A 20,434-nucleotide genomic window follows, 5' to 3' on the forward strand; every position below is an offset into this window, starting at 1 on the left:
GGACTCACTGTTCCAGTGAGGTGGCGGTGATCAAGACGGGGTAGTGCTCAATCTCTAGGCGGGCGGCGATGTCGTTGCCGTTGACCGGCAGGATGGTGATGTCCGGAGCGGCTGCGCGAATTCGGGCCAGGGCTTCAGCATCGGTCACTTCGACGGCCAGGCCGGCCGCACCGATTTTCTGCAGTTCAGCCGCGCGTTGACGCAACCAAGCCAGGGATTGGGGATCCTCACCGACCAGGAAAAATGGCCGCAATCCCGGCATGTTCAGAGCTCGGGGCGTGATCTGACCGGGGCTCAAGTGAGCGCTACGGACGGGCAGTATCCAGGCTTCATCGGCAAACGTGGATAGGTCCGCATGCATGACCCGATCAGGCTGGGTCTTGTTGTTTACTGGCGGCCTGGAAACTTGAAAATGGGGTCGGGTGAAGTCGCTAGCCGCTTCCCTGACTACGGTTGGTTTCGCCTGGGCCACAGTTGCCAAAAGCAGGATGCAATAACAGACAATGGGGATTCGCTTCATGGTGGTATGCCCTGTTCAAAGGAAACCAGCAACCGTTCGAGTTGCCGGGAAAAGCCGGCGCGGTAACGCGCGGCCGGCGTTCCTCCTGCCGGGCGGTGATAGCGCCCAGCAGCTGACACCCAATTACCGGTGGCGGCGTGATGCTCTCGTAACAGCGCAGCGGTCACGGCGAGATTTCGGTAGGGATCAAGGGCTTCGCAAGGGCTGGAAAAACGTTGTCCGTGGTAACCCAGGTTGGTTTGCCCGAGACCTGCATCGACCCGCTTGGCGTCATGTCGGGCGAGTGCCTGAAGCAAGGCGTGACATGCGGTCTGGCGAGTGGCGAAGCGGTAGGGTGTTCCGGCGATGTTCAGGGTCCAAGGCCAGGGCAGCAGTCGACTATGGACGCGGGTACCACTCTCCTGCAGGGCAATCGCGAACAGTACCGTAGAAGGGATGTCGGCGTCATGCGCTGCCAGTTGGTAGGCAGGAGGCGGAAGTTCGTCAGCCTGGACGGCGAGCATCGTCAGCATGAGCGCAATACCACTCAGTCGAAGCGTTGCCATTGTCCATTCACCTGTTGGAACGTGGCGGGCAACGGCCCCGGGGCACCCAGGCTGAACCAGCGACCACGGTCATGGTTCAAGGTGATCTGCTGGCGTTGGACCTTGACCGGATCGATGTCCGCTTGCCGAGCCCAGCTACGGACGCGTTCATCCTGGCCTTGGCTGCCCACCAGGTAGATATCGAACGCCGTGTCGCTGCTTTGCAGACGCTGCGCTTCGTCGGTGCACGCCGGGCAGTGGTCCTCCACAAACAGGGCCTGGCGCGGCATGACCGATGAGCTGGCAGGGGGCGGGGACGCCATGCTCTGGATCGGCAGCAGCCCGGGAAACAGCTTGGTCCAGGCCGCGGTGTAAGCGTTTTGGTAAGCCAACTCGCGCTCGGCGCGTTTGGCTTCCAGCGCTACCTGTAATTCGGCATAGCGCTGGCGCTCTTGGTCGGTCTGGGCTTCGACCCCGAGTGCGGTCAACGGATCGAGGTTCGGGCTCCAGAAACCGCGCGGGCCGGCTTGGATCTGTTCGAAGCGCGTCCACTCCTGCTCCGTCAGACCCCAGCTCGCCGCCTGTTCAGAGTCAGAGCGCCCCAGGGGAGCGGACTGCGTGTCCTGGATCCGTGACTGTGTCGTGACGGGGTTACCCATTGCAATGCCGATGGCCAGTAGCGAAGCGAGACAGACAACGGTGGGCAGTAGCACTCGGTTCATGATCGCGTCTCAAGGGAGGTGCACGGTCTGGTCTGGCTGAGCGGCCACTGCGAAGATGGCTGAGTGCGGTTCCAGCACTTTCAGGTACCAGGCTCCGAGCTGCTCACCGCTATGCAGCAGCCGAACATCTATGAGCGAGCGACTGTTATGAGGTGCGACTGCCAAAAAGCGCTCGCCACCACGGGACTCGACACTCAACACTGAGAACGGTGGCGAAAGCGGGACGGGCTTGGGGCGAGCCTTCTGTTTCGGCTTGGGCACGGAAGAGATTGGTGGTGGGGGTGATGGCTGGGGCTTGAGGTCCAGGAGCTGCTGCTCGACCTGTTCAAGGCGTGCGCGCAGCACAGTCAGGTCTGCTTGGGTGGCGCGGGCTGCGAGACCATCGCGCAGTTCCTGTATCTCTTGTGCCCACTGATCCAATATCGGATCGAGGGTATTGGCCTGTTGCTCACCGGAATCGACCATTTGCTTCAGGTCTTTCAGCGCGTACTGCAGTTTTTCCTGTGCATCCTTGAGGGCGTTTGCATTACGTTGCAGGGTGTCCAGGGTTTGTTGGTATTGCGTGTTCGTGCTCTGCAGTTCGGCTACGCGTTGATACTGGTTATAAAAACCGCCGCTCAGCCCGGAGACCGCCAGGAACATTAAGCCGACAATGAGGGTTTGAAACGTTGAGGCCTTCATGGGCGTGCCCCCGGCTGATGGGGCGAGACGGGTGTGATCAGCGTGACGCCGGCATCCGTTTTCTGCTGTTCGAAGCAGACCGAACGGCTGACTTCATCGGTCGTGAGTTGCCAGGCGGGGCCAGCGAGCACTTGTAGCGCGCTGCGCAAAGAGATCGGACCGAGCCGGTAATGGGCTGCGGGCAGGGGCCGAGTAAAAAGTACCTTCACTGGGTCGGCAGCAGGGCAGAGCGAATAGCCCGAGCGCTGTAGCACGTAGTGCATCGCCTCCTGTACCGAAGGATTCAGGTTGGACGGTATGCTCACGTCAATGATTTGGGCGAGAAGATTGCGTTGTTCCGTGGAGGACTCGGTGCTGACCAGCGTATAGCGGCCATGGTGGAGTTCCGCCGGATGATGCTCTTCGGCTGTGCCCGTCGGGAGCTGGGCTCGATTGGAGCCATTGTTGATCGCTGGAGTGGTCGGCAATGGGCTGGGGATTGGTGCGGTGCAGGCGCTCAGCAAACCCAGCAGGCAGACAGGCGTGAAAAAACGCTCCATGGAGAAAACCTCATGTCAGATTCAGTGCAGAACCTGACATGAGGTGAAGGAGCGATTCAGTGAGAAAGTTGATTCATGGTGGGTCGTGTTAACGCTGAACGCGTTGCTATTCATCAAAAATGGCGAGCCCATCCAAGGCGGCAGCGTCGGGGTCGAAGATCAACAATCGCACATCTGCCAATGCCGCCAGATACAGCACATTGACCAAGGCTTCCGGTGTGTCGGCTTCGAGTTGTTCTTGTTTGAGGGTTGAATAAGGTTTGCTCTCAATGTTCAGCAGGTTGTCGTCCGTCCATGGCGTGCCGATCAGTTTGCACCCGATACCGCAGCAGTCTGGCAACGTGAACAGCTCGAACAAGAGGCCGGTTTGTCTCTGCGCGGAGTGACTAACCCACTCCTGCAGATAAAACATCGCTTCTTCGGGAAGGTGTGCGGTACTGATTTCCCAGGCTCGACTGTAGTGTCCCGTTTCGAAGCTTAGGCGATGGACCATGGCTTGGGCTTCTTCCAGGGAGTACAGGTCGCCGACGTGATGCCGCTTGTTGTGCACTTCGCCCATCACGGCGTAGATCACTTGGCGCACCAGCCCGGTGGACTGGCAGCGCTCATCCAACTCCTCCGGAATGGATTGGCCTTCGCTGATCAAGGCGAAATCGTCATTGAATAGACAGGGGAACAGTTGCAGTTCATCGTCGGGTAGATGGGCCTGTGAGTCGTGTAGTGGTCGAAAGCAGGGAGGGCAGTCGTCTTCGTAGGTGATCAGTAGCAGTCGTTCGATATGCAGGTTGTCGTAGCCGCGAGCAAATGGGTTGGAGGCTGCCGGCAGGGCTGGATCTTGGGGTGTGGGGTTCATGAGCGTTCTCCAGGATGAAAATGAATAAGGCGCCCGAAGGAGCCTGTGAGGGTTACAGCCAGCCATATTCGGCCAGGGAAAGCGGACGACCTTCACCCACGATGAAGTGATCCAGTACGCGCACTTCGATCAAGGCCAAGACCTCCTTCAATCGGGCGGTCAAGACGCGATCCGCCTGGCTGGGTTCCGTGCAACCAGAGGGGTGGTTATGAACAAAAATGGCGGCCGCAGCGTTATGCACGAGGGAGCGTTTAATCACTTGGCGGGGGTAAACGCTGGCGCCATCGATGCTGCCGTGAAAGAGGACTTCAAACGCCAGCACGCGGTGCAGGGCATCGAGAAAAACCACACCGAAGACTTCATGCTCTTGTTGCGCAAGGTGCAATTTTAGGTATGAGGCCACTGCGTCAGGTGACGTCAGGATAGGGCCGCGGGTAAACAGTCGACGATCCAGAATATGCAGCGCTTCGTCGATCAACTGGTTTTCTTGAACAATGCGATCAACCTCGAAATCCGAAGTCTCGATCAGGGTGAGTTGGGTGCTCATGGCGGTACCTCCAAAGGGAACAATCAGGGGTACACGCCCGAGGGGAGTGGTGTCCCCGAGGTGGATATAGAGTTGCGGGTGTTAGCCGATGGCGTGCTATTTACAGCCGAGTGAATCGGTGGCGTTGACCGTGTAGGTGTGAACCACAACCGTCGCAGGGCAATGGGGAAAAGGCTTTTATTCCCCAGCCGGTTTCGGGAACGAAGTCGGCACTGATGGGCATTAACCGAACCAGTCCACGATGGATACCCGCGATGCGTTTCTCGATTTCATCCGTCGTGTAGTAGAGCGATAACGTGCTGTAGTCCTCGTAAGCAGTAGCGAACAGGCAGTCGTCGCAAAGCCAGAAGGATTCCATGATGGTTCTCCTGTGCGGATTGAAGAAAAGGCGCTCGAGGGAGCGCCTTGATGTGGAACATCGTGGACTGTTCAGGCGGACTGAACGGTACGGGTGGGGTCACGGCGGGCCGTGCGGGGAGTGGGTGGAGATTCAGGTTCGACCCGAGCCTCCGTTGGGTTTTCGATCTCTTCAACTTCGGCATCTGCCGATGCTGGGGATGGCTCACTGTTTGGCGCTTGCTCAGCAGGTGCTGTTGCTTCCTGCCTGGCGGGCGCTTTGTACTCGAATGTGCCGTTGACCTTGATCCAGTCGATGAACAGCAAACGACCTTTCAGGCTGGCGCCCGGTTGACCTTGTTTATCGCCTTTCTCGTAGAGAAACGGATCGATCCACAGGTCGCCGATACGGAACGACAGCAAGACCTTTTTCTCGGCGTTGACGGTATCCATATAGAGACGAATCAAGCGTTCAGCTTCGCCCCCAGCGACTTTGCAGTCGAAGCGGGTGTACTCCACCGCATCGGTGGCGCCGTGCAGGGCTGCGATATCGCAGGCAATGAATGGCTGGCCGCGGCGGACTTGGACTTCACGAACACGGTTAAGGTAGCCGATACCGACGGTGTGCAGATTGAAGTAAGTGGTCGCTTCTTGGGATTGGTTGGCGTGGGCCATGGTAGTTCTCCTGTTTCAAGGGAAAATGGTGGCGCACAGACCCTGACGGGGAAGTGAGCCCCCGTCAGGGTGGGTAAGGTGAAGTCGAGCGATGAACGACTCTCCACCGGCAAGCCGATGACGAGCAGAACGATGCGTCTGGGGGAGTAGCGGTGCAGCAGATGAATGTCTGCGTTGGTGATCCGCAGGCATGGGGTAGTGAGCATTCATCACCGCTGAAGCGGTAATCGCGCGAGCTTCCGAACGCTGATCGCACTTGGGCTGGGCTGTCAACGACAGCGAACCACGCCCTTTGTATAAGCCCCTCACAGGGGAGCGTCAAGACGCTGCAACCCGATTTTTTATGGCCGGAACACAGTAGTAGTCACTGGACTGAAAAAGTGAAGAGTGGGCCTGGTGGGGGTGCCAGGCGAGGAACAGAAAAGCCACCTTTGGCGGTCTTACGCAGCCGACAAGCTCCTCGAAAAACTTGGTTTAACTGCGCCATGATTCGCCAACCGACCCTTGTCATGGCCTGGGTCGGAACATGCAGGCACGCATCCGCGCACAAAGGGTGCCCAGTGTTTCCCCGGTGGGCTCCGGGACTGAATATGATCGCCGAAGCGGATGACCGCTGTTGTCTGGCAGAGGCAACAGTGGTCATCCGCCATCACGATCAGGTTTGAGCACAAAGCGGGAATGAAATCCCACAGAAGAGAAGGCTCCGAACTCTAAGAGTTCGACCGAGCTACCCGGAGCGAATCGGTCTTGGGTCGCCGTTGGCGATGATCCTGAGGCACTACAGCAGAGAGGATGGGACGACGTCAAGGCGATGTGCGCGGCCTAAAAGATCGACCAATATTCCTGCTGATATCCATTGCGACTTCATGGGCATGACGTATCTTTTCTGATCGGCACAGTGCCCTTGCAGTCCGGGTAGTGGGTGCATGACCAGAACGGCCCTGATTTTCCCTTTCGTCTGAGCATTGAGGCGCTACAAATGGGGCAAGCCGGTCCGGTTTCGACCGGTAACGCCAAGGTGAGCGCTCGGCAGTGTTCGACCAATTGCGCAATCCAGTTCGCCTGCTTGGCGACGAATGCATCCAGGTTCAGGCGTCCCACCTCGATTTCATCCAGGGCCTGCTCCCAGATCGCGGTCATGCCCGGATCCGCGATTGCCGCGGGTACCGCCTCAATCAGGGTATGGGCCGCTGCGGAGGCCATCAAGGCGCGTTTTTTCTTCAGCAAATAACCGCGATCGATCAAACCTTTGATGATGCCGGCGCGCGTAGCTTCGGTGCCGATGCCGGTGGTGTCCCGAAGCTTCTGTTTCAGACGCGGGTCGTTGACCAGTTTGGCCACGTTTTTCATCGCCTTGATCAGGTCGCCCTCGGTCAGCGGTTTGGGAGCTTTGGTGCGCATAGACTTGAGTTCGACGTCGTTTACTGCGCACTGCGTACCCTGTTGCAAGACGGGCAATACTTGATGCTTTTGACTGGGCTCATCCTCCTCGGTGTCGTCGGAGAGCAAGCCTTTCCAGCCTTGGACCAGGATCTGTTTGCCAACCGCGGTCAATCGTTCTTTGCCACACTGCAGTTCGACCTGGGTTCGATCAAACTCATTGTGCGGCAGAAACTGCACGAGGTAGTGGCTGCGGATCAATTCGTAGACTTGGCGTTCTTGTTCGGACATCCGCGCCAGGTTCGCTGGTTCGGTGGTGGGGATGATGGCGTGGTGCGCGGAGACTTTGGCATCGTTCCATGCTCGTGAGCGCAAGGATCGATCGAGGCTTCCGAGTACGGTCCGCAGTGCGGGATCCGTTTTGAGCAGGGCATCGAATACCGCGGGCACCTCGTCGAACATACTCGCTGGCAAATAGCGGCAATCGCTGCGCGGGTAGGTGGTGGTTTTGTGGGTTTCATACAGGGCTTGGGCAATATTCAGGACTTCCTGAACGCCGAGTCCCAGCTTGCGCGAGCAGACTTCCTGCAATGTACTCAGGTCGAAGGGCAGGGGTGGCGGTTCTCGGGAATGCTCCGTCTGCAGCGAGAGTACTGTGGCGGTCTTACCACAAGAGATCGCTTGGACCGTTTGACTGGCCAGCGCCTGGTGCAGGCAACGACCGGCCTCATCTCGTCCCGAGCTTGGTGGTTGCCACGACGCGATGAATGGTTGCCCCATTGAGGACAGTTGCACATCCACTTCCCAGTAGGGCACCGAGACGAAGCTGGCAATCGCGCGATCACGATCGACCACCAGACGTAAAGTGGGTGTCTGAACGCGTCCGACTGACAATACACCGTCGTAACCCACCCGCCGACCGAGGAGGGTAAACAAACGACTCAGGTTCATGCCGATCAGCCAGTCGGCGCGGCTGCGGGCGAGGGCTGAGTGGTAGAGCGGGAAGGTTTCCTGGCCGGGCTTCAGCGAGGACAGTGCCTTGCGAATCGACGCATCGTTGAGTGCGGACAACCAGAGGCGCTGAACGGGGCCTCGATACTGGCAAAGCTCCAGTAACTCGCGAGCAATCATTTCACCTTCGCGATCGGCGTCGGTGGCGATGACGACGGTGGTGGCTTCGCTGAGCAGACGTTTGATGACGTTGAACTGTGCCGCGGTCTTGAGTTTGACCGCGACCTGCCAGTGCGCGGGAATGATCGGTAGATGGTCCAACGACCAGTTCTTGTACTGCGTGCCATAGGCTTCGGGCGGGGCAGTCTCCAGCAGGTGGCCGATGCACCAGGTGACGGTTGTCTGTGTGCCGATCAGGCAACCCTCACCACGTCGAGTGGCCCCGAGCACCTTGGCGATGTCCCGACCCTGGGAAGGTTTCTCGCAGAGGAAGAGGCGCATAGAACTGCTCCGGATTGAGTTCGGAGCAGTGTGGTTGGAAACAGCAGTGGCGAGATATGAGAAACCTGAATGGCAGGTTCCTCACATTAGATGGTGAGGGCAGGCTTGAATGGGCCGAGGCGGCTACCCGTTTGTAGTGTGGACGACAGGTGGATCTTCACGAGTAGCGAGTAACGACAGGCCAGCCACTTCGCGCAGAGGCGCAATTTTTATGCCTGAAGTCTGTCAGTCCGACGGTGGTTGCCCTCTGCGTTTTTTGGGTTTCGATGCAGGTGAACTGGCCTGCTCTGTATGTTGCCCGGCGTGTGTCGCAGATGCCGCCGGCTCACTGGAGCGTTCCCGCATGACCACACTGTGCAACCGGTGAGGCAGGATGCCGACTCGACGAGCCTCGATCTTGAAGGTCACTCGCGCATTGTCTTCGCTGTCCTCCCACTCATCGCGCACGGTGCGGCCTTCGACCAGCACGCGCATGCCTTTCTGGTACAGCGTGCTCCAGTGTTCAGCCTCGCGGTGCCAGAGCTCGACCGGCGCCCAATAGCCGCCTCGATCTTCATAGCTGCCTTCGCGTGGCACAGGGTTGTCGAAGTACACATTCAGCCGTAGCAAACGCCGTGGCTCGTCATTGCCTGATGGAAACTCCTGGAACTCTGGCGCACTGCCGATATTGCCTTCGCCGACGAAAAAAGTGCTCATCCTGATACCTCCACTGCGGTTGTGAACTGGCGCAGTAACCGTTCGGCACTGGCCATTTTGATCGCGCAGGTCGTGGCCTGGCGGTAGAGCGAATGCACCACGCTCATCTGCAGGTTCAGTGCAATGCGCTCGCATTCGAAACGGTGCAACCCCTCGCGCACGACCTGCGGCAGGGTCTTGTTGCAGACCTGTCGTTCCCAGACCGAGACTCCCATACGGGTAAAGTCACGGGTACGCCAACGCAAAAAAGTGCTGCCAGCGCTGGTGTTCTGCAACACCAATCGAATATCCAGCAGTGAGTAAGGGGGCTGTCCGGCTTGCTGCACCACAGCCTCCATCAGATGACATAACTGCGCCTCGATTTCCCTCGCCACCTGCGCCAGCTGCTCCAACTCCCCCTTACCCTTAAAGGGCTTTAAAAGGCCTTTTAGGGAGGCGGCGTGTTCGAGCTGTCGATAGGCATCGGGTGTCAACGTTTCGAAGGGCATTGGTTGAGCCGGAATCATGGGATTCATGCTTTGTCCTCCGGCTCATCCACTGTCGCAGATGGCACTCCCACTTCCTCTGCCAACGCGTCAGCATCATCCACTGCCACAGCACCACGACGAATGATCGGTGGCGCGAACTGGGAGCGGTGATGACCCTCGAGGATGTCCATGGGGGGCAACCCCAATTTATCGACGGCCGCCAAGGCACGGGCGTTGTTCGCCGCCATGTCGCCGCGGGTGACGCCGGCATGCCGATAGCGTTGCGCCTGGCCGAACAGGCTGCGCAGCAGATGGGCACCGTCGTCGATCCAGGCTTCCATGTCGATGCGGCCGATCAAAGCGGTGTGATGGGCCAATAGGGTCCGGCGCACCAGGGTGTCGTAGTCGGTCAGCAGGTAGACCGCCAGAAAACCCAGCTGGCTGCCGATGTACAACGGCAAGGTGACGGGGTGGATGTTGAGGTTGTCGCCCATGTCGATTTGTGTCGGCAGGTCCTGCCTGATCCGATCCAGTTGCTGAGTCAGTTCCAGCATTCCAGCTTTGGCCTGCATCAGTTTTTCTTCGAGTTGCACGATGGCCCAGTCGGCATAGGGATCGTCCTGGGCCGCGGTTTGTTTGATCAGGTTGGTGACACTGATGTAGCCGGCCATGCCCATGATCGAGTGGACGCCTTCGCGTGCAGTCCGGCCTTGCCAGATACGGGCAGCGTGGTGGGTGTGCAGGGTCAGGGTGATGCTGCTACGCAATGAGCCCAGGTTGAGTTGGTAGTGATCGGCCACGGTGTTGTCCTCGCATAAGCTTGGACGGGAACGTTGCGACAGATGAGGGTCAAGGGCAGCCAAAAAGCTGAATGCGGACTGTTCGGTTTGGTGTGAGAGGGTGAATTTCGCAGGCGTTCGCGATTGACGTCACTGGCATCATTTTCATGGTTGGTGATGGCTGTATCGGTCGAATTGCGCAGGTTCGGCTCTTTGCGATCTCACCATGGAGCTCAGTAGATTTGATGCCACTGGCATCAAATCTACTGACGTCCAGGGCGTTTTTCGCGCAATTGGCGTAGCTCATTCAGGCACGCTTGGGCGAGGGCGGAGGCGGGCTCGCCCTGTTTCCGGGGGGGACGTGAGGATGCAGCGGGAGGTGGCTTTGCAACGGGGAAAGGCTCTGTCTGACCTGCCCAAGGACGAAAGTCGCCTTTCAGTGCGCGCTGGATCAGGCCCATCAGATAGGCCGCTGGCTTGCGGATACCTCCGGCCGTACAGCGTGCACCGGCTTCGTTGAGCACCGCCTGACGATCTGCTGGTTTGAGCTTGTTCAGCGCCATGGCGACAGCCTGACGCTCGCTTGGACTCAGCAGCAGCGGATCGGGCCAGTTCAGGTTATCCACCGCTGGGGTCGCGCGCGGTACAGTACAAGTACTTTCTTTTAATACAGTACAGGCGGCGTTCGGATTCCGAACTGCGTCGGAAACACGGGCGTGCAAGCCCGGTTCGGAATCCGAACGTGGTCCCACACGATTCCGAACGCGGTGATCGCCACCCAGTTCGGAATCGTGTAATGCATCATCGGTTGCCTGATCCAATCCTTGCCGCGTCCAGTGTTCGCCCCAGCTGTCGAGCCGCGTCGGTAGTCGACCCTGATCGATATCCGCGTCTTGGCGGACTTCTTTCCAAATGTGCTGGGCGACAATCCGCACCGCCTTGGTGTTATGGCTGAGGCAATGTCCGACCAGCTCCAGGTAATCCTGATCCAGCTCCATGGCTTCGGCGGGGGTTAACGGCTCATCGTGCAGGACATACAGAGAGCCTTGAAGACGTCCGCTGAGCTGATCGCGCCCGCGACTCACCAAGCTGAGCCAGCGCGTCAGCCTGAGCATGGTCAAGACGCGAGCGATGGTTTCACGGGAGGCTGACGCGCCGTAGGGCACGCTCGACAGGTAAGGCTGCAAGTCCTCATAGCGCGGGGTGACCACGCCCTGGCCTTGCAACATGAGTCGAAACACCTGCCAGGCATTACGCTCCAATGGCGTCAGCCGACTATCCAACAGCAGCCGACGTGGCACGACGTCGTGTGATTGGCCACTGAACAGAAAGCCAGCCTGCAGAGCCTGATTAGAGGGTTGTTCAGTGGTAGGGCGTGCGGGCCAGTGTTCACTCAGCTGCTGGGTGCATTGCTGCAGGACACGCTGCCAGCGACTGGAAGGGGCGGTGTTCATGTGCCGTTGCTGTACTGGTCGATCTGCTGCCAGACGATGGTCAAACTGATCTGCTGTTCTTCGGCCAGCATCATCATGGCGTCGAGCTGATCCTCGGTACCGTCATGAGCGCGTAGCTGGCACCAACGCTGCCAAAGTGCATGTTCCTGCGCTTCGCTCAAATGCTGAGGGCGGCCCTTGCGGGTTTCTATCTTGAGCAGACGTCGGCGCAGGGCAGTTTCCGAATGCGCCAAGCCGAAGCGCTGATACATGATGGTGCTGCTGGCACCCAGCTTGAGCGCTCGGTTGATCAAGCGTTCGTTCTGCTCGTCGCGTTCGGCTTGCTCGATCAGCCGATGCAGCACCGGCGAGTCAATCTTGACCTCAACCCAGGGTACGGTGGCATGGGCCAGGCGCGACAGGGTGGTGGGCGGTAAGGATTGCAACAGGTAGATATCGTCCTCACCCAGTCCGAGTGCTTTACAGCGTTGTAGATTGCCCAGGCGCAGCTCGTGGAGCACCTGAGTCAGCATGGCCTGGTTGAGCACATTGAAGGACAGGTTCATGGCAGCTCCTTCGGTGAGTCGTTTTCAGGGGCAAGCGTTAAGTCGATCAGGCGACGGGCCAAGCGGATGAGGCGATACAGTTTGATTAGCAGACTGTCGGGCAGTCGCTCCAGCCCCACATCCACGGCGGGACGATTTGTCAGCGGGAGTTGATAGACCCCCAACAGCAGCTGCCCGAACAGGGCTGAGGGCAGTTGCTTGCGATCCTCCCAGTTCACGTCGTCTTGAGCGCGCAACAGGGCCAGGAGTAGTAGGTGAACGCCGGTCGCACGAGGCGCGGCAAGATCAACTCGCTCGATGTTGAGGGCGAAGCCTAAGCCAAGCGGCTGATCGATGATGCTTTCGGGGTATCCGGCATAGGCCGCCATTTCTCGTGCCAGTCCAGCAATGGCTAAACGCAGTTGTTCGGGGTTATCCAGTGTGGGTGCGATGGTCCAGATGTCGTCGATCGCGCATGCCTCGACGGTCGGTGTTACTTCGGTGGAGCTCTCGCGATTGATCTGTTCGCGAATCTGTTGAACGCGTGACGGAGGACTGACCGCTGAGGCGACATTCGTTTCAGGCGGTGTGATCAGTTCCTCTCGCGCTGTTCCGGTCTGCGTTATGGGCTCGGTTGATTGGGGACTGGACTCGGAGGAGGGCGATCGTGCCGCGGCTTCATCAACGCTCGGCAGATGACTGTTCTCTGAAGGCGTGGTGACGACAACACCAGGCGTCGAGAAGACGCGTTGGGTATCGCTCAGCTCCAGGGCCAACATACGGTAGGACTGTCCGAGTAAGCGGCTCATGCGTTCGAGCAGTTCATCCTGGATCTGCTCAAGATCGAAGGATTCGGGATCGGCATCGAAGTCGCCCAGGGTGCCGAGCCAAAATTCGGCAAACGCAACGGTGGCGGTTGGGTAACGGTTCCAGGTTCGCTCTGCCTGGCTACGCAGAGCGATCAGGCGTTCAATTTGGGGCTTACCCAATCCGGCATACAGGGTTTGTGGAATGGCGGGCAGTAAGTGTTCGAGGGTGTCGAGCATCCGGCTGATGTGTGACTGCGAAATGGGATACCCCCCAGCGGCAAGACGTCGTGCCAGCTCACGTTGCGAGAGTGCTGCGCCATCTGGTTCGAGCATGGCTTTGAGTTTGGCTACCGCCAGAGCACGTTCGATGAAGGTGAGTTGGCCGTGCATATCGCTTTCGGCCAGATGGCCGAGTAGGGCGGTGATTTCATTGCTCCAAGGTCGGAACAGGCAATGAATGCGAAAAAAACGTTCGTCGTGGGTTTCCTGCCACAGCTCGCCGAGAATAGCCAAGCGCGTATTACCGCCGTTGCGGATGATGAAATAGGTTTCACCCGGGCGGCGGGTAATCGGCGGTGGTTGATCCAACCCGCGTTCACGGATCGAGGCTTTGATATCGTCATACAGCGGATTACGGATGAAACGCGGGTTGTGTTCGTAAGGCCGCAACTGCTCCAGCGTGACCAGCATAGGCGTGTCGATGAGTGGATCGGACAGTTGCTCCAGTTCCGGACCGCGAGGGAAGTGGTCTTGGTGCAGCTTGTCGGTGATCTCCTCCTGACTGAGCTTCTTCATCTGAACAACCTCAGTTAACCCCGGTTACGCAAATGGTCGCCGACCTCGAACTTGACGATCTCGGCAGTTCCCGAACCTTCGAAATGTCGGGAGAGCTCTGCGAGGAGCCAACCCATGGCCGAGCGCCCACCCTGCAGGCGAAACACCACAGTGCAGTACTCTTCGCAAGGTGGGTGGTGTGGTCGAATGGATGGTTGAACGATGACGGGAAATTGATCCAACATCAAAAGACTCCTGGCCAAGCGTTGTTGGCATCAAGGTCGATAAAAAATGATTTGGCGAGAAATACCGGTTTGGTGATTCGTCTCATCCCGCGCACCTGCTCACCGTAGAGATCGCTTCGCGCCATTCCGGAAACAACTCGGTGGCCAGCGCTTGCATGGTTTCCAACGCGGATGGCGATGACTGGCGCGTCTCGATTCGATGGACCGGAAGGCCGAGGGAGGCGGCATTGAGATAAGCCACTCGGTCTGGAACTACGGTGTCCAGAATCGAGACATTGGTAGTCTCGGCGAAAGTCTCGCGCAGGCCACGGATGATCATTCGGGTGTCCAGCCGAATGACATTCACTTGGTTCAGCAGCAACCGCAACGGTGGCAGTGGAATGCCTAGATGACGGAACGGTTCGAGCTCGCTCAGTAGTTTCAAGGTGCCGCGGCTCAGCTCGCGGGCAGAAAGCATCTCCGGTGTGACAGGCGAGAGGGCGAGATCGGAGGCCAGGATGGCCATCTCCAGCAGTGCGCTACGTGCACCTTGGGTGTCGATCAACAACAGGTCGTAACGGGGGCGGAAATTGTCGAGCAAATTGCGCAGCCGTAATCGTCCGTCAGGGGCATGCAGCAGCAATGTACTGAGGCTACCCTGGCCATCGTTGGAAAGGATCAGGTCGAGACCGACGACCTCCGTCGTGGAAACTATCTGTGCAGGATCTGTCTGATTGAGTGCAATGAGCTCGTACGCACCAGCCACGGCTTTCTGACTCAAGGCATAATAGCCGGAGAGGGTGGGCTGGCTATCCAAATCCAGCAATAGAACACGCAGGCCTGCATCCGCCAGCAAGCCGCCGAGATTGGCGGCCACTGAAGTTTTACCCACGCCACCTTTAGTGGAAACCACTGATACCACACGCACGGCATTAGGCCTGTTGGCCTAAACGCTCAACGACCCACCGTTCGATCTCCACTGAGTCCCAGCCTACGGCACGCAATCCAATGCGTTTGGCTTGAGGGAATTTACCTTCCTTCATTAAGTTGTAGATGTGCGCACGCTTGAAGCCGGTTTTCCGCTCCACCTCCTCACGCCGCATGATATGGCGTTCGACCCATGGTTGATCTGCTTCTGCGATGGATGAGGTTTGGCTGGACATGATGGTCACTCCTGGCGCCGCCTGGCGCGTGATGGGAAGTGGCCTGTATTGAATAGCAGAAAAGCGAGGGAGTCATTGCACTGCAATCGAGGGTATTGCAGTGCAATGCCATGACTCAAGTGGTTTTTTTGAGGCTACGGTTGGCCGCAGCAAACTTCTCATCCAGCGTTCGTTTGCTGAGACCGGGAATGTCTTTATGGCGCGCAGTCACGGCGTCAACAATCGCAGATTGATTTTTGAACACGGAAAGTGGTTTGCCTGCGGGCGACACGTCCAAGACGGTGTTGACCAAGGCGCCTATGATCTGCAGGTAGGTGTGTTCACTACGTTTGCTGAGCTGTCCCTGTGTTTTGACTAACGCTTTCAGGCTTTCTTGTTCAAGTCCCAGTGCCTGTAGATCAACCTCAATATCTTGGAGCTGAAGTTGGAGAGTGTTCCGCTCTCGCAGGAGGGCATCCCGCTCGGCTTGGAGTGCAAAGTAAACACCCAGGCTGATTTTATCTTGAGTGTCGTCGTTCGACTCGAACAGGAAGTCGGGCCGCTGATCGGGGTAGTAGATCTGCATCCAGAGACGTAAGTCGGAGTGTCTAACGGTCAACAGAGTGAGTTCTACGGGGGTGCCCAGGGGGACCGAAATACCGAAGGAGCCATACGGTAATTCGCCATTGCGGACGGCGTCATAAATTTTGTCGGTATTGGCCTGTAGGCACGGCCATTGAGGAAACAGGATCCTGAGCTTTTCCGGGCAAGACCAAGCCGCTTGCACGATCTGTGCTTCGTAACGAATGAGGTTGCACCAACGCAAAGCTGCGTCGATGGGCCGATAGAAGGTTTTAGCCTGCGGGTTAAAGTTGTTTGAAGACATGTGCGAACGGACCTCCATTCCTTATAGATCGGCCTCTCGCGAAACATCTCTACATCGCCTGCTGCTGGAAAACTGCTGGCAGTGGCTGTTTTATTCGGATTTTTTACTCGATGAGGTCATTCCATTTACCCAGCACCTGAAGAAGTTGCATTTGCTTTGTTGATGGCTTCGTCCCAGGCAGGTGGGGCGGAATCGCATCGCAGTTGTATGCGGATTTCGGTTCTGAACAATAATTGGATCCAATGTGAAGACCATCATTTTCAGTACGGGTTCCAACCGTCAGTCGCGATTCGCACCCACATGTTTTCTGACTACTTTGAGGTCGAAATGTCCATCATTATGCTTCGCCGGGAAGCACCATTGCGTATGCCCTGTCAAATCGCGAAGCTGCTCAAAATACTGAATCGTCAACGCCGCGTGTCGGTGACAAGCAAGTTGTCGTTTCCAGGCATTCTCCTCATGGTCTCTTCATCGAGTGCCTCAATGTACTCACGCACGGCGCGAGTACTCAGCGATGGGTCTCGCCAGTTGACCTCTTCTTCACCCGGTATGCTACGTTGCCAAAAAACATTTTGACTTGGCTCTAGGACAATGGTTTCAGACAGAAAAAATTGAAATTTGCCCCCATCTTTGCCCCCACCCGCACCGGGTGCGCGATCACGAACGGCGAGTTCTGACAGAATACCAAGAGGGTACAGGGGGGCTATCAGTGTAACTCCACATTGGATCTGGAGGGAGGGTGCAGGGTGTTGGCGTCGGTGCCGAATTGACTCAGGTGCCGAGATATCACTGACCCGGTCAGACTCCTCGCGAGCCACTACCTTTGCTGGATTTGTGTTGATTTAAAGGTGGGCTAGCCTCATGTCGGCAAGGGGGGTCAATTCAGCATTGGCATTAACACATGAGCGAATGTCGTTGCTGGTCTCGGTGTGGCCGCTTTTCCACGATATTAAAAGCGCCCATCTGTCTGTCGTACTGGCGGGGCAGCAGAGCTTTTACGTATCGTCAGTTCAAAAGGCAGGATCACATGCTGCTGAGGATTCGTTTTTTTCTCGATCAAGTTGATCAGCATCTCCACGGCCCTGTGCCCAAATACTTCGGCGGGCTGTGCGATGGTGGTCAGCGGCGGATCACAGTAATGCGCCAACGGAATATCATCGAATCCCACCAAAGAGATATCTTCGGGCACGCTCAGGCCTGCTTCTTTGATGCGCTTGAGGGCGCCAATGGCCATCTCATCGTTCTCACAAAATAGCGCCGTGGGGCGATCGGGCATAGCTAGCATGGTCGCGGCGCCGTCATAGCCAGCGCGCAAGCTGAAGTCACCGTGGCAAATAATCGCCGGGTCGCTTGTGATGCCTGCTTGATCCAATGCAGCCAGGTAACCTGCCACCCGATCTTGGGTCAGCGGGCTGATTTGAGGGCCCTTGATCAGGCCAATTCGTCGATGGCCCAGACTGATCAGGTGCTCGGTCATCGCCTTGGCGGCCGCGTGGTTGTCGAGGCTGATGGTGGGGTGGCGTCCGTCCTTGATCACTTCGCAGGCATTGACGATGGGCGGGGTGTCATCGCGATCTGCCGGGAAAGGATCGTAGGCGCGCAACTGGATCACCCCATCAGCCTGATGGGCATAGACCAGCTCGGCAAACTCACGCTCGATGTCTTCGCGCCCTTGGGTATCGCACAACAACAGTCGGTAACCGGCGGCTTGGGCAGCCAGTTGTGCGCCGCTGATCACGCGAGCAAAAAACGTATTGGCAATTTTCGGAACCAGGATCACCAGGTTGGCGGTGCGCCGTAAGCGGAACTGCACCGCCATTAGGTTGGGGCGATAACCTGCCTGCTCGACGGCGGCATTGACCTTGTCCCGAGTGGCCTGGCGCACGCAGTCGGGTGATTTCAGGGTGCGCGATACAGTGGCCACCGAGACCCCAGCAAGCCGGGCGACTTCACGAATATTGGACAAAACCACCTCATCTTTAAACTATGCGTCGGGCGAGCTTACAGCAGGTCCGTCTGCGCCGAAATCCTCGCGACCGCGGGTTATCGATTTGACAGCCCAGTCTCTAGCGCATAAATTCTTGCTGAAATGTAACCGGTTACATTTTCGTTTGAAACAACTTTCAGCCGGGCCGGACAGAGAGGGTCAGCGATGAACACAGCGATACCTAAAATAAGAATGGGCTTTGTCGGTGGGGGCGAGGGCTCTTTTATCGCCCAGGCTCATCGTCAGGCAGCCGGCCTCGATGGGCGCTTTGAGCTGGTCTGCGGTGCGTTCAGTCGCGACGCACAGAATAACCTGCGTACGGGCAGCCACCTGGGCCTGGCGCAATCACGCGGCTACAGCACGTGGCAATTGATGCTGGAGGCCGAGCGCGCGCTGCCGGCCGAGCAGCGAATGGAACTGCTGGTGATTGTCACCCCCAATCATCTTCACGCACCAGTGGCCAGCGAGGCGCTGACCGCCGGTTTTCATGTGTTCAGCGAGAAGCCCGCGGCGTTGAACCTGGCTGAACTGCAGGCCCTGAAAACCCGCTTGCACAGCAGCGTCGGGCTCTATGGCCTGGCCCACACCTACCTCGGCTACCCCATGGTCTGGCAAGCGCGGGAGATGGTGCGCAGCGGGGTGATCGGCGCGGTGCGCAAGGTGCTGGTGGAGTATCCCCAGGGCTGGCTCAGCCAGGATGTGGCCGGGCAGGGCAACAAGCAGGCCGAGTGGCGGGGGCAGCCGGCGTTGTCCGGGTTGGGCGGCTGCATCGGCGATATCGGCACCCATGCCTTTTCCCTGGCGGAGTTCGTGACCGATCAAGCCGTTACTCACCTGTGCGCCAGCCTGGGCGTGCACATCGAGGGCCGTCAGCTGGATGACGACGCCGCCATGTTGTTGAAGATGGAGCAGGGCGCCAGTGGCGTGCTGATCGCCAGCCAGGTCTGCGCGGGGGAAGAGAACCCGCTGAGCATTCGTGTCTACGGCGACAAGGGCGGCCTCGAATGGCGCCAGGAACAACCCGCCAGCCTGATTCATCGGTCATTGGACCAACCGATGCGCGTCTTGCGTTCTGGCACCGGGCAGCCGTGGTTGTGCGAGGCCGCGACCCAGCGTATGCGCTTGCCCGCCGGCCATCCCGAAGGCTACTTGGAAGCCATGGCCAATCTGTATGGCGATTTTGCCCAGGCCATTCGCGGGGAGGTTAAAGGCCATACCGCACCAGGTGTGCCAGGGATCGAGGTGGGTTTGCGTGGCATGGCATTTATCGAAGCGGCCATCGCCAGTCATAACAGCGACGCCAAGTGGACCCCACTGGAGAGCAACCTATGAAACCGCAGACGCCTGCCGTGACCCCGAGCACCCTGGTCCCTCAAGGCCTGCGTGGTCCCGGGATATTCCTGGCGCAGTTCATCGCCGATGAAGCGCCTTTCGACACACTGGCTAATATCGCCCAATGGGCGGCATCCCAGGGCTACAGCGCCATTCAACTCCCCACCCTTGGCACGCGCTATATCGACCTTGAGCGCGCTGCCGAAAGTCAGAGTTATTGCGATGAGTTGAAGGCCGTGTGCGCCAGCGCCGGCGTTGAAATCAGCGAGCTGTCCACCCACCTGCAAGGGCAGTTGGTGGCCGTTCACCCGGCATTCGATGCGCTGTTCGATGATTTCGCCCCGGCTCATTTGCGTGGCCAACCCCAGGCGCGCACCGAGTGGGCGATCGAGCAATTGAAGCTGGCGGCGCGGGCCAGCCAGCGTCTAGGCCTCACGGCGCACGCGACCTTTTCCGGGGCCTTGCTGTGGCCCTATATGTACCCCTGGCCGCAGCGCCCTGCAGGTTTGGTGGAGCAAGGTTTTGCCGAACTGGCCAAGCGCTGGTTGCCGATCCTCGACTGCTTCGATGAGGCCGGTGTCGACCTGTGCTACGAAATTCACCCAGGTGAAGACCTGCACGACGGGGCCTCGTTCGAGCGTTTCCTCGAGGCGGTCAATCGCCATCCGCGCGCGGCAATCCTCTATGACCCCAGCCATCTAATGCTGCAGCAAATGGACTACCTGGGGTTTATCGATCGTTATCACTCGCGTATCCGCATGTTCCACGTCAAGGACGCGGAGTTCCGTCCCGACGCGCGCTCCGGTGTCTATGGCGGTTACCAGGGCTGGGTCGAGCGACCCGGACGCTTCCGTTCGCTGGGTGATGGCCAGATCGATTTCAAGTCGATCTTCAGCAAGCTGACCCAGTACGGCTTCACCGGCTGGGCCGTGCTGGAGTGGGAGTGCTGCCTAAAAGACTCCGCCCAAGGCGCCGCCGAAGGCGCGGGGTTCATCCGCGAACACATGATTACCCGAAGCCAAAAGGCCTTTGACGATTTTGTCAGCGTGGCAAGTGATGCGGCTTCCAACAGGCGTTTGTTGGGCTTGCCTGACGCCTGAGTTTCACCTGTTTCCTTCAATAACAATAAGA

Annotated in this window: 23 protein-coding genes; 2 read left to right on the plus strand and 21 right to left on the minus strand. The window is 58.4% G+C overall.

Annotated features, from left to right (window positions below; genetic code table 11):
- Positions 1–4: 4 nt before the first annotated feature.
- The 21 genes from QOM08_RS12470 to QOM08_RS12570 all read right to left on the minus strand — a co-directional run bounded on the left by QOM08_RS12470 (position 5) and on the right by QOM08_RS12570 (position 17,950).
- Positions 5–520: an integrating conjugative element protein gene (locus QOM08_RS12470; RefSeq protein ID WP_316913038.1), complete on the minus strand. Its 516-nt coding sequence runs from the start codon at positions 518–520 to the stop codon at positions 5–7.
- Positions 517–1,065 (minus strand): lytic transglycosylase, encoded by a 549-nt coding sequence (locus QOM08_RS12475; protein WP_316913039.1) that lies wholly within the window; start codon positions 1,063–1,065, stop codon positions 517–519. Before QOM08_RS12475 ends, QOM08_RS12470 begins: the two co-directional genes overlap by 4 nt.
- Entirely contained in the window at positions 1,047–1,766 is a 720-nt protein-coding gene (locus QOM08_RS12480; RefSeq protein WP_316913040.1) for a TIGR03759 family integrating conjugative element protein, read from the minus strand. The genes QOM08_RS12475 and QOM08_RS12480 overlap by 19 nt, the downstream gene beginning before the upstream one ends.
- Before the next feature lie 9 nt (positions 1,767–1,775).
- Complete coding sequence (locus QOM08_RS12485; protein WP_316913041.1) at positions 1,776–2,447, minus strand: chemotaxis protein; 672 nt, start codon at positions 2,445–2,447, stop codon at positions 1,776–1,778.
- A complete protein-coding gene (locus tag QOM08_RS12490) occupies positions 2,444–2,986 on the minus strand; it encodes a PilL N-terminal domain-containing protein (RefSeq protein WP_316913042.1) in 543 nt (180 codons plus the stop codon). Before QOM08_RS12490 ends, QOM08_RS12485 begins: the two co-directional genes overlap by 4 nt.
- Before the next feature lie 106 nt (positions 2,987–3,092).
- Complete coding sequence (locus QOM08_RS12495) at positions 3,093–3,839, minus strand: ABC transporter substrate-binding protein (protein WP_316913043.1); 747 nt, start codon at positions 3,837–3,839, stop codon at positions 3,093–3,095.
- A 52-nt stretch (positions 3,840–3,891) separates the two neighbouring features.
- Positions 3,892–4,386, minus strand: coding sequence for a RadC family protein (radC, locus tag QOM08_RS12500; protein WP_316913044.1), 495 nt, complete (start codon positions 4,384–4,386; stop codon positions 3,892–3,894).
- A 100-nt stretch (positions 4,387–4,486) separates the two neighbouring features.
- Positions 4,487–4,744: a hypothetical protein gene (locus QOM08_RS12505; protein WP_316913045.1), complete on the minus strand. Its 258-nt coding sequence runs from the start codon at positions 4,742–4,744 to the stop codon at positions 4,487–4,489.
- A gap of 71 nt (positions 4,745–4,815) precedes the next feature.
- Complete coding sequence (locus QOM08_RS12510) at positions 4,816–5,397, minus strand: STY4534 family ICE replication protein (protein WP_316913046.1); 582 nt, start codon at positions 5,395–5,397, stop codon at positions 4,816–4,818.
- An 864-nt stretch (positions 5,398–6,261) separates the two neighbouring features.
- The gene (locus QOM08_RS12515) at positions 6,262–8,229 is read right to left on the minus strand and encodes a DNA topoisomerase III (protein ID WP_316913047.1); all 1,968 of its coding nucleotides are present in this window, start codon (positions 8,227–8,229) and stop codon (positions 6,262–6,264) included.
- Between the two features lie 225 nt (positions 8,230–8,454).
- Entirely contained in the window at positions 8,455–8,925 is a 471-nt protein-coding gene (locus tag QOM08_RS12520) for a single-stranded DNA-binding protein (protein WP_316913048.1), read from the minus strand.
- A complete protein-coding gene (locus tag QOM08_RS12525) occupies positions 8,922–9,440 on the minus strand; it encodes a DUF3158 family protein (protein ID WP_316913049.1) in 519 nt (172 codons plus the stop codon). The genes QOM08_RS12520 and QOM08_RS12525 overlap by 4 nt, the downstream gene beginning before the upstream one ends.
- A complete protein-coding gene (locus QOM08_RS12530; RefSeq protein ID WP_316913050.1) occupies positions 9,437–10,192 on the minus strand; it encodes a PFL_4669 family integrating conjugative element protein in 756 nt (251 codons plus the stop codon). Before QOM08_RS12530 ends, QOM08_RS12525 begins: the two co-directional genes overlap by 4 nt.
- A 242-nt stretch (positions 10,193–10,434) precedes the next feature.
- On the minus strand, positions 10,435–11,625 hold the full coding sequence (locus QOM08_RS12535) for an STY4528 family pathogenicity island replication protein (RefSeq protein ID WP_316913051.1): 1,191 nt from the start codon (positions 11,623–11,625) through the stop codon (positions 10,435–10,437).
- Positions 11,622–12,170, minus strand: a complete 549-nt coding sequence (locus QOM08_RS12540; protein WP_316913052.1) for a DUF2857 domain-containing protein — start codon at positions 12,168–12,170, stop codon at positions 11,622–11,624. Before QOM08_RS12540 ends, QOM08_RS12535 begins: the two co-directional genes overlap by 4 nt.
- Complete coding sequence (locus QOM08_RS12545) at positions 12,167–13,753, minus strand: ParB family protein (protein ID WP_316913053.1); 1,587 nt, start codon at positions 13,751–13,753, stop codon at positions 12,167–12,169. The genes QOM08_RS12540 and QOM08_RS12545 overlap by 4 nt, the downstream gene beginning before the upstream one ends.
- Before the next feature lie 14 nt (positions 13,754–13,767).
- Positions 13,768–13,977 carry a hypothetical protein gene (locus QOM08_RS12550; RefSeq protein ID WP_316913054.1) on the minus strand — a complete coding sequence of 70 codons (210 nt, stop codon included), beginning with the start codon at positions 13,975–13,977 and terminating at the stop codon, positions 13,768–13,770.
- Positions 13,978–14,059: 82 nt separating this feature from the next.
- Positions 14,060–14,884: a ParA family protein gene (locus QOM08_RS12555; protein WP_316913055.1), complete on the minus strand. Its 825-nt coding sequence runs from the start codon at positions 14,882–14,884 to the stop codon at positions 14,060–14,062.
- 4 nt (positions 14,885–14,888) lie between these two features.
- Positions 14,889–15,119 carry an AlpA family phage regulatory protein gene (locus QOM08_RS12560; protein ID WP_316913056.1) on the minus strand — a complete coding sequence of 77 codons (231 nt, stop codon included), beginning with the start codon at positions 15,117–15,119 and terminating at the stop codon, positions 14,889–14,891.
- Between the two features lie 115 nt (positions 15,120–15,234).
- Entirely contained in the window at positions 15,235–15,984 is a 750-nt protein-coding gene (locus tag QOM08_RS12565; protein ID WP_316913057.1) for a hypothetical protein, read from the minus strand.
- A gap of 949 nt (positions 15,985–16,933) precedes the next feature.
- Positions 16,934–17,950, minus strand: a complete 1,017-nt coding sequence (locus QOM08_RS12570) for a LacI family DNA-binding transcriptional regulator (protein ID WP_316913058.1) — start codon at positions 17,948–17,950, stop codon at positions 16,934–16,936.
- A gap of 186 nt (positions 17,951–18,136) precedes the next feature.
- On the opposite strand from QOM08_RS12570, the gene QOM08_RS12575 reads away from it, so the two are divergent.
- Together QOM08_RS12575 and QOM08_RS12580 are read left to right on the plus strand one after the other, a co-directional pair.
- A complete protein-coding gene (locus QOM08_RS12575) occupies positions 18,137–19,303 on the plus strand; it encodes a Gfo/Idh/MocA family oxidoreductase (protein ID WP_316913059.1) in 1,167 nt (388 codons plus the stop codon).
- Complete coding sequence (locus tag QOM08_RS12580; protein WP_316913060.1) at positions 19,300–20,403, plus strand: sugar phosphate isomerase/epimerase family protein; 1,104 nt, start codon at positions 19,300–19,302, stop codon at positions 20,401–20,403. The genes QOM08_RS12575 and QOM08_RS12580 overlap by 4 nt, the downstream gene beginning before the upstream one ends.
- Positions 20,404–20,434: the final 31 nt, after the last annotated feature.

Source organism: Pseudomonas sp. P105, from assembly GCF_032614175.1.
GTDB lineage: Bacteria > Pseudomonadota > Gammaproteobacteria > Pseudomonadales > Pseudomonadaceae > Aquipseudomonas > Aquipseudomonas rhizophila.

What these genes read in the sequence shown, in the direction of transcription:
- QOM08_RS12470 (WP_316913038.1), bottom strand. Translation starts at nt 520, where the DNA reads ATGAAGCGAATCCCCATTGTCTGTTATTGCATCCTGCTTTTGGCAACT.
- QOM08_RS12475 (WP_316913039.1), bottom strand. Translation starts at nt 1,065, where the DNA reads ATGGCAACGCTTCGACTGAGTGGTATTGCGCTCATGCTGACGATGCTC.
- QOM08_RS12480 (WP_316913040.1), bottom strand. Translation starts at nt 1,766, where the DNA reads ATGAACCGAGTGCTACTGCCCACCGTTGTCTGTCTCGCTTCGCTACTG.
- QOM08_RS12485 (WP_316913041.1), bottom strand. Translation starts at nt 2,447, where the DNA reads ATGAAGGCCTCAACGTTTCAAACCCTCATTGTCGGCTTAATGTTCCTG.
- QOM08_RS12490 (WP_316913042.1), bottom strand. Translation starts at nt 2,986, where the DNA reads ATGGAGCGTTTTTTCACGCCTGTCTGCCTGCTGGGTTTGCTGAGCGCC.
- QOM08_RS12495 (WP_316913043.1), bottom strand. Translation starts at nt 3,839, where the DNA reads ATGAACCCCACACCCCAAGATCCAGCCCTGCCGGCAGCCTCCAACCCA.
- radC (WP_316913044.1), bottom strand. Translation starts at nt 4,386, where the DNA reads ATGAGCACCCAACTCACCCTGATCGAGACTTCGGATTTCGAGGTTGAT.
- QOM08_RS12505 (WP_316913045.1), bottom strand. Translation starts at nt 4,744, where the DNA reads ATGGAATCCTTCTGGCTTTGCGACGACTGCCTGTTCGCTACTGCTTAC.
- QOM08_RS12510 (WP_316913046.1), bottom strand. Translation starts at nt 5,397, where the DNA reads ATGGCCCACGCCAACCAATCCCAAGAAGCGACCACTTACTTCAATCTG.
- QOM08_RS12515 (WP_316913047.1), bottom strand. Translation starts at nt 8,229, where the DNA reads ATGCGCCTCTTCCTCTGCGAGAAACCTTCCCAGGGTCGGGACATCGCC.
- QOM08_RS12520 (WP_316913048.1), bottom strand. Translation starts at nt 8,925, where the DNA reads ATGAGCACTTTTTTCGTCGGCGAAGGCAATATCGGCAGTGCGCCAGAG.
- QOM08_RS12525 (WP_316913049.1), bottom strand. Translation starts at nt 9,440, where the DNA reads ATGAATCCCATGATTCCGGCTCAACCAATGCCCTTCGAAACGTTGACA.
- QOM08_RS12535 (WP_316913051.1), bottom strand. Translation starts at nt 11,625, where the DNA reads ATGAACACCGCCCCTTCCAGTCGCTGGCAGCGTGTCCTGCAGCAATGC.
- QOM08_RS12540 (WP_316913052.1), bottom strand. Translation starts at nt 12,170, where the DNA reads ATGAACCTGTCCTTCAATGTGCTCAACCAGGCCATGCTGACTCAGGTG.
- QOM08_RS12545 (WP_316913053.1), bottom strand. Translation starts at nt 13,753, where the DNA reads ATGAAGAAGCTCAGTCAGGAGGAGATCACCGACAAGCTGCACCAAGAC.
- QOM08_RS12550 (WP_316913054.1), bottom strand. Translation starts at nt 13,977, where the DNA reads ATGTTGGATCAATTTCCCGTCATCGTTCAACCATCCATTCGACCACAC.
- QOM08_RS12560 (WP_316913056.1), bottom strand. Translation starts at nt 15,119, where the DNA reads ATGTCCAGCCAAACCTCATCCATCGCAGAAGCAGATCAACCATGGGTC.
- QOM08_RS12565 (WP_316913057.1), bottom strand. Translation starts at nt 15,984, where the DNA reads ATGTCTTCAAACAACTTTAACCCGCAGGCTAAAACCTTCTATCGGCCC.
- QOM08_RS12575 (WP_316913059.1), top strand. Translation starts at nt 18,137, where the DNA reads ATGAACACAGCGATACCTAAAATAAGAATGGGCTTTGTCGGTGGGGGC.
- QOM08_RS12580 (WP_316913060.1), top strand. Translation starts at nt 19,300, where the DNA reads ATGAAACCGCAGACGCCTGCCGTGACCCCGAGCACCCTGGTCCCTCAA.